This is a genomic window from Cellulomonas terrae, from assembly GCF_007990265.1.
GTDB lineage: Bacteria > Actinomycetota > Actinomycetes > Actinomycetales > Cellulomonadaceae > Cellulomonas > Cellulomonas terrae.
Window position 1 is genome coordinate 1 of record NZ_BJWH01000038.1, and the last position, 10,117, is coordinate 10,117.

11 protein-coding genes and 3 tRNA genes are annotated in these 10,117 nt (G+C 72.5%); 8 read left to right on the forward strand and 6 right to left on the reverse strand.

Annotation, left to right across the window (positions count from 1 at the left end):
- Nucleotides 1–373 precede the first annotated feature (373 nt).
- Together CTE05_RS19735 and bcp are read right to left on the reverse strand one after the other, a co-directional pair.
- A tRNA-Leu gene (locus tag CTE05_RS19735) sits at nt 374–456 on the reverse strand.
- Nucleotides 457–478: 22 nt separating this feature from the next.
- The gene (bcp, locus tag CTE05_RS19740) at nt 479–946 is read right to left on the reverse strand and encodes a thioredoxin-dependent thiol peroxidase (protein ID WP_146848006.1); all 468 of its coding nucleotides are present in this window, start codon (nt 944–946) and stop codon (nt 479–481) included.
- Nucleotides 947–1,033: 87 nt separating this feature from the next.
- Between bcp and CTE05_RS19745 the strand changes: the two genes are divergently transcribed.
- The 4 genes from CTE05_RS19745 (at nt 1,034) to CTE05_RS19760 (ending at nt 3,458) form a co-directional block, all read left to right on the forward strand.
- The gene (locus tag CTE05_RS19745; protein ID WP_146848017.1) at nt 1,034–1,330 is read left to right on the forward strand and encodes a GroES family chaperonin; all 297 of its coding nucleotides are present in this window, start codon (nt 1,034–1,036) and stop codon (nt 1,328–1,330) included.
- Nucleotides 1,331–1,447: 117 nt separating this feature from the next.
- The gene (locus tag CTE05_RS19750; protein WP_146848007.1) at nt 1,448–1,651 is read left to right on the forward strand and encodes a hypothetical protein; all 204 of its coding nucleotides are present in this window, start codon (nt 1,448–1,450) and stop codon (nt 1,649–1,651) included.
- Nucleotides 1,652–1,717: 66 nt separating this feature from the next.
- Nucleotides 1,718–1,793 (forward strand) — tRNA-Lys (locus CTE05_RS19755).
- A gap of 174 nt (nt 1,794–1,967) precedes the next feature.
- Nucleotides 1,968–3,458: a dihydrolipoyl dehydrogenase family protein gene (locus CTE05_RS19760; RefSeq protein WP_146848008.1), complete on the forward strand. Its 1,491-nt coding sequence runs from the start codon at nt 1,968–1,970 to the stop codon at nt 3,456–3,458.
- Nucleotides 3,459–3,506: 48 nt separating this feature from the next.
- On the opposite strand, the gene CTE05_RS19765 is transcribed toward CTE05_RS19760, so the two are convergent.
- From CTE05_RS19765 to CTE05_RS19775, 3 genes are all read right to left on the reverse strand, one after another.
- On the reverse strand, nt 3,507–4,514 hold the full coding sequence (locus CTE05_RS19765) for a glycine betaine ABC transporter substrate-binding protein (protein ID WP_146848009.1): 1,008 nt from the start codon (nt 4,512–4,514) through the stop codon (nt 3,507–3,509).
- Between the two features lie 69 nt (nt 4,515–4,583).
- A complete protein-coding gene (locus tag CTE05_RS19770) occupies nt 4,584–5,360 on the reverse strand; it encodes an ABC transporter permease (RefSeq protein ID WP_146848010.1) in 777 nt (258 codons plus the stop codon).
- A 1-nt stretch (nt 5,361) separates the two neighbouring features.
- Nucleotides 5,362–6,036 (reverse strand): ABC transporter permease, encoded by a 675-nt coding sequence (locus CTE05_RS19775; RefSeq protein ID WP_146848011.1) that lies wholly within the window; start codon nt 6,034–6,036, stop codon nt 5,362–5,364.
- Nucleotides 6,037–6,111: 75 nt separating this feature from the next.
- On the opposite strand from CTE05_RS19775, the gene CTE05_RS19780 reads away from it, so the two are divergent.
- The 3 genes from CTE05_RS19780 to CTE05_RS19790 all read left to right on the forward strand — a co-directional run bounded on the left by CTE05_RS19780 (nt 6,112) and on the right by CTE05_RS19790 (nt 8,250).
- Nucleotides 6,112–7,152: an ABC transporter ATP-binding protein gene (locus CTE05_RS19780; RefSeq protein ID WP_146848012.1), complete on the forward strand. Its 1,041-nt coding sequence runs from the start codon at nt 6,112–6,114 to the stop codon at nt 7,150–7,152.
- Nucleotides 7,149–8,072, forward strand: a complete 924-nt coding sequence (locus tag CTE05_RS19785; protein ID WP_146848013.1) for an ATP-grasp domain-containing protein — start codon at nt 7,149–7,151, stop codon at nt 8,070–8,072. Before CTE05_RS19780 ends, CTE05_RS19785 begins: the two co-directional genes overlap by 4 nt.
- Before the next feature lie 102 nt (nt 8,073–8,174).
- Nucleotides 8,175–8,250: transfer RNA gene (locus CTE05_RS19790), tRNA-His, on the forward strand.
- 51 nt (nt 8,251–8,301) lie between these two features.
- Here CTE05_RS19790 and orn read toward each other — a convergent pair.
- A complete protein-coding gene (orn, locus tag CTE05_RS19795; protein ID WP_146848014.1) occupies nt 8,302–8,967 on the reverse strand; it encodes an oligoribonuclease in 666 nt (221 codons plus the stop codon).
- Nucleotides 8,968–9,038: 71 nt separating this feature from the next.
- Between orn and CTE05_RS19800 the strand changes: the two genes are divergently transcribed.
- The gene (locus tag CTE05_RS19800; RefSeq protein ID WP_146848015.1) at nt 9,039–9,773 is read left to right on the forward strand and encodes a phosphatase PAP2 family protein; all 735 of its coding nucleotides are present in this window, start codon (nt 9,039–9,041) and stop codon (nt 9,771–9,773) included.
- Nucleotides 9,774–10,117 lie beyond the last annotated feature (344 nt).

A 10,117-nucleotide genomic window follows, 5' to 3' on the forward strand; every position in this document is an offset into this window, starting at 1 on the left:
CGGCGCTCGCCGACGGCGCGACGACGACGACCATGGCCAGCAGCAGGCCGAGGGCGGCAAGCACGGCGGCGGACTTCCTCATCGTTCGCTCCTTCGAGTCGCGTCCCGCGAGCGGAGCCGGTCAGTCGGCTCGCTCCGGTGACGTGTCGTCGTCGACACGAGGAGAGAGCGGGGATGTTAGCGCTCACATCCCGGTAGCGACCGAACTCCGGACTGGGGGGTTCGCCGGAAAAGTAGCGGGATCTACACCGGTGTACAACGCTTTCCGGGCACCCGGAACGTTTAGGCCCGCACATGCACAAGCTCCCGGCAGGATCACGTCCTGCCGGGAGCTGTCCGGACTGCGGGGCCTGGCCGTCCCACGGCCAGTGCGTGCGGGAGACGGGATTCGAACCCGCACGCCCTCTCGAGCACCAGGACCTAAACCTGGCGTGGCTGCCGTTTCACCACTCCCGCGCAGCGGAAGTTTCCCACAGGCTCACGCGACCTTGAGGTCCCGACGCAGCTTGGCGACGTGCCCGGTGGCCTTCACGTTGTACTGCGCGAGCTCGACGCGACCCTCGGCGTCCACGACGACCGTCGAGCGGATCACACCGGTCACCGTCTTGCCGTAGTTCAGCTTCTCGCCCCAGGCGCCCCACGCCTCGAGGACGGAGTGGTCCGGGTCGGAGCCCAGTGGGAACGTCAGGTGCTCCTGCTCGACGAAGGCGGCGAGCTTGTCGACGGTGTCCGGGGAGACGCCCACGACGGCGAACCCGGCGCCCTGCAGCGACGCGAGCGAGTCCCGGAAGTCGCACGCCTGCGTGGTGCACCCCGGGGTCATCGCCGCCGGGTAGAAGTACACGATCACGCGGCGTCCGCGCAGGTCGGAGAGCGTGACGGAGCCGCCGTCGGCGGTCGGCAGCGTGAAGTCGGGGGCGAGGTCGCCGACGGCGAGACGGGGCACGGGAACTCCTGGGACGAGGTGGTCGGGGATGCGGTCAGCCTATGTCGCACGGGTACCGTCGGACGCGTGAGCGACCTGCCGATCCGCATGCTGAACGACCGACTGCTCGTCTCGCTCGACGGCGAGCAGGGGGAGCGGCGCTCGTCCGCGGGCATCGTCATCCCCGCCACCGCGGTCGTCGGGAAGCGTCTGACCTGGGGCGCCGTCGTGGCCGCCGGCCAGCACGTCCGGCAGGTCGAGGTGGGCGACCGCGTCCTGTTCGACCCGGAGGACCGCGCCGAGGTCGAGCTGGCCGGGGCGACCTACGTCCTCCTGCGTGAGAAGGACGTGCACGCGGTCGCCGAGCCCCGCGGGACGGGCGAGGGAACCGGTCTGTACCTCTGATCGTTCATCCACGCGACGACCGCACCCGGACGGCGTCGGCGTAGCGCCTTGCACCATGTGGGACGTGGTGATGGCATGGAGGACGTGGGACCCCCGTCCCTGAGGAGATCGATCACGATGACCGAGCACGACGCGACCCCGCCCGTCCCTGAGGACACCCAGCCCGTCCGTGACCTGCTCGCCGAGCACGTCCCGCTCGCCCTGATCGTCGACCTCGCGACCCCCGAGGCGACCTCCGCCGAGATCCTCGAGGCCGAAGGGCTCCCCGACGAGGCATGGTGGGAGAAGGACCCGAAGACGTCCGACGGTGGCGGGGCGTGACGGTCATCACGACCGCCGTCGTCGATTGGCAGATCGGCCGTCCGGCCTGCTAGCGTTCTCAACCGCGCGCCATTAGCTCAATTGGCAGAGCAGCTGACTCTTAATCAGCGGGTTCGGGGTTCGAGTCCCTGATGGCGCACCATCCCGAGGCCGTCTCCCACCTGATGGGCGACGGCCTCGGTCGTTCCCGGCTGAGCCGAGGCCCCTCCGCCTCCCGGATCCCCCGACCGCCCTGCGCAGGCCCGCTCCGTGGGCGAGCATGGGCCCAGACCGCGGTGCCGCAGCGCCGTGGCACGACGGACGGATGGAGCCGGTGATGGCGGAGCAGGGTCGGGAGTTCGACGTCGTGGTGATCGGCGGCGGAGCCGTGGGGGAGAACGTCGCGGACCGGGCCGGGCGGACCGGGCTGAGCGTCGCGCTCGTCGAGGATGCGCTGGTCGGGGGTGAGTGCTCCTACTGGGCCTGCATGCCGTCGAAGGCGCTCCTGCGGCCAGGTGCGGCGCTCGCTGCTGCCCGTGGCGTCCCGGGCGCCGCCGCGGCCGTCACCGGAGACGTGGACGTGGCTGCCGCGTTCGCGCGGCGGGACGTCGTGACCCACCAGTGGGACGACAGCTCACAGGTCGACTGGGTGGAGAGCACCGGGATCACGCTGCTGCGGGGGCGCGCGCGGTTCACGGGGGAACGGGCGCTCACGATCGACGGACCGGACGGGTCGGTGCAGGTGACCGCCCGGCACGCGGTCATCGTCGCGACCGGCTCCGCGGCCGTCGTCCCGCGCATCGAGGGCCTCGCGGAGCTGCCGCCGTGGACGAGCCGCGAGGCGACCTCGGCACAGCAGGTCCCCGCGCGGCTGGCCGTCCTCGGCGGCGGTGTCGTCGGTGTCGAGATGGCGACCGCCTTCGCGGACTTCGGCAGTGCCGTGACCCTGCTCGTGCGCGGCGACCGGCTCCTGACCAACGCCGAGCCGTTCGCGGGAGAGGCGGTCGCGGCGGCGCTGAGGGAGCTCGGCGTCACGGTGCTGTTCGGCACCGAGGCGCAGTCGGTGCGGCGCGAGTCCGACGGCGTCCACCTGTCCACCGGCGCCGGCGCGGACGTCGTCGTCGACGAGGTCCTGGTCGCCGCCGGCCGCCGGCCGCGCACCGCGGACCTCGGGCTGGAGACGCTCGGGCTCGAGCCGGGCAAGCCGTTGACCGTCGACGACGCCCTGCAGGTCACGGGTGCGGACGGCGGCTGGCTGTTCGCGGTCGGCGACGTGTCCGGCCGGACGGCCACCACCCACCAGGGCAAGTACGACGCCCGCGTGGTGGGCGACGTCATCGCGGCTCGCTTCGACCCGCGCTCCTCGGCGGACGACTCACCGGACGGTGCGACCGCAGGCGACCGTTCCCTCAGCGCCGACGACGAGCGCGCGGCTGCCCCGTGGAGCCGCTACCGGGCGACCGCGGACGTGGCCGCCGTGCCGCAGGTGGTGTTCACCCGGCCGGAGGTCGCGTACGTCGGGCTGAGCGAGGAGGCCGCTCGGGAGAAGGGTCTCGACGTGCGCGTGATCGGGTACGACCTCGAGAACGTCGCGGGCGCCACGGTGCTCGCCGAGGACTACGCGGGCCGTGCGCAGATCGTGGTCGACGAGGCTCGGGGTGTGATCGTGGGTGCGACCTTCGTCGGGCCCGAGGTCGCCGAGATGCTGCACGCCGCGACGGTCGCGATCGTCGGGGAGGTCCCGCTGGACCGGCTCTGGCACGCGGTGCCGTCGTACCCGACCGTGAGCGAGGTCTGGCTCCGTCTGCTGGAGACCGCGGGTCTCTGAGCATGGCGAAGGGGCGGACCCGAGCGGGTCCGCCCCTTCGTCATCCCGTCAGCTGTCGGCGGCGAGGGACCCGTCGCTCGACAGCACCAGGCCGATGGCCGCCTCACCCTGACGCACGGCCTGGCCGATCAGGCCGAAGTCGTACGACTGGAAGTCGGCGAACTCGATCCCGTACGTCTCCTCGAGACCGAGCTGGCAGAACGGCCGCTCGGGGCACTCGGCCGGACCGGCCAGGACCAGGCCACCGCAGTTGGCGGCGAGGTCGCTGAGCGTCGTCAGGTCGTGCTCCGTCGCGAACTCGCTGGTCACGGCGAAGGCGTTCTGGTCCTGCGCCGCGGACGCCGCCCCCACCGTGAGGCCGGCCGCCTCCGCGAGCGGGGTCAGCGCGGCGACGGTCTCGTCGACGTCGGCGGACGCCACCGACTCCGCGTCGGCACCGTTCTGCTGGGCGTTGAGGAAGTCGGCGAGGGTCGCCGCGTACTCCGGGACCGCCGTCAGCGTGCCGTCGGCGAGCGGCGGGAGGTAGGTCTCCCGGTTGCCGATCGTGCGCACCTCGACCGTGAAGCCCGCGGTCCGCAGCACGGCCGCGTAGATCTCCGCGAGCGTCGCGCTCTCGGAGAAGTTCGCGGCGCCGATGACCAGCGGCGCACCCGCGCCGACCGCACCGTCCTCGGCCGTCAGGCCCTCGGTGGAGACGAACTCCTCCGCCACCTCGCTCGACGTGCGGCGGTCGATGTCGACGGCCTTGTTGAGCTCGATGAGCTTGTCCGTGTCGAGCGCGGCGGACACCGTGTCCAGCAGCTCGATGACGGCGGGGTTCGCGTCGGCCGCCGCCTTGTTGACCGCGGGGATGATGTTGTCGGCGTTCTGCAGGCCCTTGTCGTCCTCCAGGACGACGAGCCTCTCGCCCGCGATCGGGTCGCAGGTGGCCAGGCCGGACGTGCCCGACGAGGTCGGGTCGGCCTCGCCCCCGCCCGATCCGGGGCTGCCACAGGCGCCGAGCGCCAGGGCGGCGACGGCGACCAGGGTCAGGGTGGTGGAGCGTCTCGCTCGCATCGTGCTCTCCTCGTGGAGTCGGCAGGGGATGGTCCCCGGGTGACGACAAGAGCTGCCGTCGGAGGAATGTCAGGCCGAAGAACCCGACCTATTCGATCCGCTCGCCGGAGCCTCGGCAAGCGCTGGCGACGTGATCTGTGCCCGCTTTGTGCGTCGCGACGGCGTGTCGGACGTGTCCCGCGCGAGCGCCCGCAGCCCACGAGGCGTCAGGAGCAGCTGAGCGATCGCCAGCAACCCCTCGGACACCAGGCACAGCCCGGCGACGAGGATGCCGCCCGCGAGCACCTGCCCGTAGTCCTGCGTCCCGAAGCCGGTGACGACGATCGTGCCGAGGCTCCGCCCGCCGACGAGCGCCGCCAGCGGCACGGTCGCGAGCACCTGCACGGACGCGGTGCGGATCCCGGCGGCGATCAGTGGGACCGCCAGCGGGACCTCGACCGCCCACAGGCTGCGCTGCCCCGTCATCCCCACGCCCCGCGCGGCGTCGCGGACGTCGGCGTCGACCTCTCCGAGCCCGGTCACCGTGTTGGTGAGCAGGGGCGGCACCGCGAACACCGCGCACGCGAGCACCGTCGCGGTGTTGCCGAACAGGCCGCTCGCCGCGAGCAGGGTGAGCAGCGCGAGCGTCGGCAGGGCACGCGTCGTGTTGGCGACGACGACGCCTGCGGTCGCGCCCCGGCGCCGGTGCCCGAGCCAGAGACCGGCCGGCAGCGCGACGACGGCGGCGAGCATGACCGCGAGGAACGACACGACGACGTGGTCGCGCGTCAGGGCGAGGACACCGTTGCGACCCGTCCAGTTCAGCGGGTCGTTCAGCCAGAGGAATGCCTCCTGGAGGACGTCCACGTCACACCGGCCTCTCGACGCGCGCCCACGGGGTGATCCGGCGACCGACGCCCGCGAGGACGAGGTCGCACACCAGCGCGAGCAGGAGGCACAGGATCGTCGCCGTCATGATCTCCGCGTGGTAGTTGCTGCGGAAGCCACGGAACATCAGCTGGCCGAGCCCGCCGTACCCGACCACGACCCCGACGGTGACCAGCGCGACGGTGGTCACCGTCGCGAGCCGGAGGCCGGCGACGATGCTCGGCAGCGCCTGCGGAAGCTCGACCGAGAACAGCAGCCGCGCCCGGCCGTAGCCCATGCCGCGGGCGGCGTCCCGCACGGCGGGGTCCACGCCCTGCAGCCCGACGAGCACGTTCCGGGTCAGGACGAGGAGCGCGTAGGAGACCAGCCCGATGAGCACGGTGGTGCGTCCGATGCCCGTGTACGGGGCGAGGATCGCGAAGAGCGCGAGGGACGGCACGGTGTAGAGGACGCCCGCTACCCCGAGCACGGGACCGGCGAGCCGGGGCCGCAGGTGCGCCAGCGCACCCAGGGGCAGCGCCAGGACGAACGCGATGACGACCGCCTGGAACGTCAGCGAGGCGTGCTGCTCCAGCGCGCGGGCGATGTCCTGCGCGTTGCGCTCGACGTACTCCCACGAGAACCACGGGTTGGGTGGAGCCTCGGCCAGACGCATGGCGTGAAACGTACCTGCGGCCTCCGACATGCGCAGGATCTGCGGCTGTCGGAGGCAGCGACTAGCGTCCTGGAGGTGGCAGACGACCCGGCGATCGCCTTCGAGCACGTGAGCAAGTCCTACGCGTCCGGCCGCGGCGAGTCCGGTGCCGCCGTCGACGACCTGTCGCTGGCGGTGCAGCCGCACGAGGTGCTGGTCCTCGTCGGCCCGTCGGGCTGCGGCAAGACGACCACCCTGCGGATGGCCAACCGCCTCGTCGAGCCCACGTCGGGACGCATCCTGCTCCAGGGGGAGGACGTCACGACCGTCGACCCCGTGGGCCTGCGCCGCCGGATGGGCTACGTCATCCAGAACGTCGGGCTGTTCCCGCACCGCACGGTCGCGCAGAACGTCGCGACGGTCCCGGGCCTGGTCGGCTGGGACCGCAAGCGCACGGCCGCCCGGGTCGAGGAGCTCCTCGACCTGGTCGGCCTGCCCCCGGACCGGTACGCCCGACGGTTCCCGCACGAGCTGTCGGGCGGTGAGCGCCAGCGCGTCGGGGTCGCCCGCGCGCTGGCCACCGACCCCCCGGTGCTGCTCATGGACGAGCCGTTCGGCGCGGTGGACCCGGTGGGCCGGCGCCGGCTGCAGACGGAGTTCGCGAAGATCCAGCGCACGCTCGGGATCACCGTGATGCTGGTCACGCACGACATCGACGAGGCGGTGCGGATGGCGGACCGCGTGGCTGTTCTCAGCCCCGGCGCGCACATCGAGCAGCTCGCGTCGCCGCTCGACATCGTCGCCCGGCCGGCCACCCCCGCGGTCGCGGACCTGGTCGGCCGAGGTCGCACCGCCCGGCTCCTCGCGCTGGGTCGTCTCGAGCCCGCTGACCTGGACCCGGGCGTCCAGGACGGCACGGGCGGCACCCCGCTCCAGGTCGGCGCCGAGCTGGGCGACGTGCTGTCCGCGCTCGTCGGAGCGGACGGGCCGGTCCCGGTCCATGACGACCAGGGCCGCGTCGTCGGCAGCGCCACCCCGGCGACCGTCGTGCGCGCCCTCGACCGTCTGACGGAGCCGGAGGACGAGACGCACGCCACAGCGGACGTCGACGCCCCCGTCGGTACGCTGCGGACGTGACCACGACGACGGCCCGACTCGCGTTCGCCACCTGTGCCGAGCTGCCCGAGCTCGACCCCGACGACCAGCTCCTGCGCGACGCGCTGCTCGAGCGCGGTATCGCCACCGATGCGGTCGTCTGGGACGACCCGACCATCGACTGGGGCACGTACGACCACGTCGTCATCCGCTCCACGTGGGACTACACGGACCGGCCGGCGCAGTTCGCCGACTGGACGCGCCGCGTCGAGCGGACCAGCACGCTGCTCAACCCGGCCTCGGTGGTGGGCTGGAACATCGACAAGACGTACCTGCGGGACCTCGAGACGGCCGGCCTGCCGATCGTCCCGACGATCTGGCTGGACCCCGAGCGCAACCACGACTCGCGCGCGATCCACACCCGCTTCCCCGCGTTCGGCGACTTCGTCATCAAGCCGACCGTGAGCGCCGGCGCGCGCGACACCGGGCGCTACGACGCGGGTGTCACGCAGCAGCGCTCGCTGGCGATCACCCACGCGAAGAACCTGCTCAGCGTGGGCCGCCGCGTGATGATCCAGCGCTACCTGCGGAAGGTCGACACGGTGGGGGAGACCGCGCTGGTCTACATCGAGGGCCAGTTCAGCCACTCCGTCAACAAGGGCGCGCTGCTCGACGGGCCCTTCCGGGAGCAGCAGGCGGACGCGCTGTACCGGCAGGAGATCATGACGGCGCGCGAGGCGAGCGACGCCGAGCGTGAGCTGGGTGAGCGCGTCGTCGCAGCCCTGCCGACGCTCGCACCGGGCGCCGACGGACCCCTGCTCTACGCCCGCGTCGACCTGATCCCCGACGACGAGGGCAATCCCGTGGTCCTCGAGGTCGAGCTCACCGAGCCGTCCCTGTTCCTCGCCCACGCGGAGGGATCGGCGGCGCGGGTCGCCGACGCCCTCGCCGCTCGGCTCTGAGGCTCGCGGGCAGTGGCCGAGGCCACTGCCCGTCGGTTCCGGAAGTGGTCCCCGGCTCGGGTACACTTCTCGACGGCCCGACGTCCGCGTCGGGTGATCGTGGTGGCTATAGCTCAGGTGGTAGAGCACCTGGTTGTGGTCCAGGGGGTCGCGGGTTCAAGTCCCGTTAGCCACCCCATCGCGTCGGGCGTCGACCATCTGGTCGGCGCCCGTCGCCGTCTCCGGAGCCTTACGGCCGCAGCGTCCCCTTGACCGAGGTCGCGACGACCTCCGCGGCGATCTTCTTCGCCACCGCGGAGTCGGGGCCGGGCTGGGCCGGCAGGAGCGCGGCGCGGTAGTAGCGCAGCTCGTCGATGCTCTCCAGGATGTCCGCCAGCGCGCGGTGGCCGCCGTTCTTGCGCGGGGACGCGAAGTACACGCGCGGGTACCAGCGGCGGGCGAGCTCCTTGATCGACGACACGTCGATGACGCGGTAGTGCAGGTGCGCGACGAGCTCCGCCATGTCCCGGTCGAGGAACGCCTTGTCGGTGCCCACCGAGTTGCCAGCCAGCGGGGCCTTGCCCGGGTCCGGCACCCAGGTGCGGATGTAGTCCAGGACGATGGCCTGTGCGTCCTCGAGCGTGGTGCCGGTCGACAGCTGGTCCAGCAGGCCGGAGGTCGTGTGCATCGTGCGGACGAAGTCGTTCATCTGCTCGAGCGACTCCGCGGGCGGGGCGATGACGACGTCGACACCCTCGCCCAGCACGCGCAGCTCGGAGTCCGTCACCACGGCGGCCACCTCCACCAGCGCGTCGGCGCCGAGGTCGAGGCCGGTCATCTCGCAGTCGATCCAGACGATGCGGTCGGCGCTCTCCTGGCCGGTCGGGGCGGGCGGGGGCGTCGGCGTGCTGGTCACGCACGCCAGCCTAGGGGGCGTCGTGCCGTCGAGCGTTCGTGGGATCGCCGTGTCCCGGTTAGCGTCGACGGATGCCGGTCGAACCTCCCCTCGCTCCGCCGAGGACGTCCGCGTTCGGATCGCTGCGCGCCCGTCCCGTGCTCTGGGCGCTCCTGCCGGGCATCCTGCTGGTCGTCGTCGGACTCGGCGTGTTCTTCTCCGTCCTCGACGGGGTGCAGGAGAAGGACGACCTGTGGGACCTGGACCAGCCCGTCCTCGACTGGCTGGTCGACCACCGCAGCGCCGCGTGGACGTCCGTGCTGGCGGCGATCACGTTCGTTACCGGGCCGACGGTCCTGCCGATCGTGGTCCTGGCCGCGTGCGTCGTCTGGCGCCTCGTCCGGCGCGAGTGGTGGCGGCCTCTGCTGCTGGCGGGGGCGATGATCGCCTCGACGCTCATCAGCCTGGCGATCAAGGGCCTGGTCGGACGGGAGAGACCTCCCGAGGAGACCATGTTCGTGCCGGGCGCGGAGACGACGGCGTCGTTCCCGTCCGGGCACACGATCGGCACGGCGACGTTCCTGCTGGTCACGGGCTATCTCGTGTGCAGCCGCAACCCGACGGTCCCGCGGCTCGTCGCGTGGGGCCTGCTGACCGTCGTCGGGACCGCGGTGGTGGCGCTGAGCCGCCTGTACCTCGGCTACCACTTCCTCACCGACGTCGTCGCCGCGGTCGCGCTCGCGGTCACGGTGCTGGGCGGTGTGCTGATCGTGGACCGGCTGCACACCGTCGAGCGTCAACCGGAGGTGCTACCCGTCCCGTCGTGACCCGGGACGGTCGACGCGAGCCAGGCGGCCACCGGCACGACCACGGCGACGGTCCCACCGATCCACAGGCTCGCGGTCCACGACGTCCCGGCCCAGAGCAGGACGCCGAGCGTGCAGGCGCCCGCGACGAGGCCGAGACCGATCCGTTCGAGCCACCGCCCGAGGAACCGTCCGAGACGTGCCCGACGAGGCAGCTGCTCAGCCGGGCCCGGTGTGTTGTGCCGACCCATCAGCGCCGCCCGGAGGCCCGGGGACGCGGGCGGGGGCGGCTCGGCATGGCGACATGGTGGCATGCATGACGGTGGGCGCGGACCTGTTCCTCTCAGAGGATCGGTCCGCGCCCA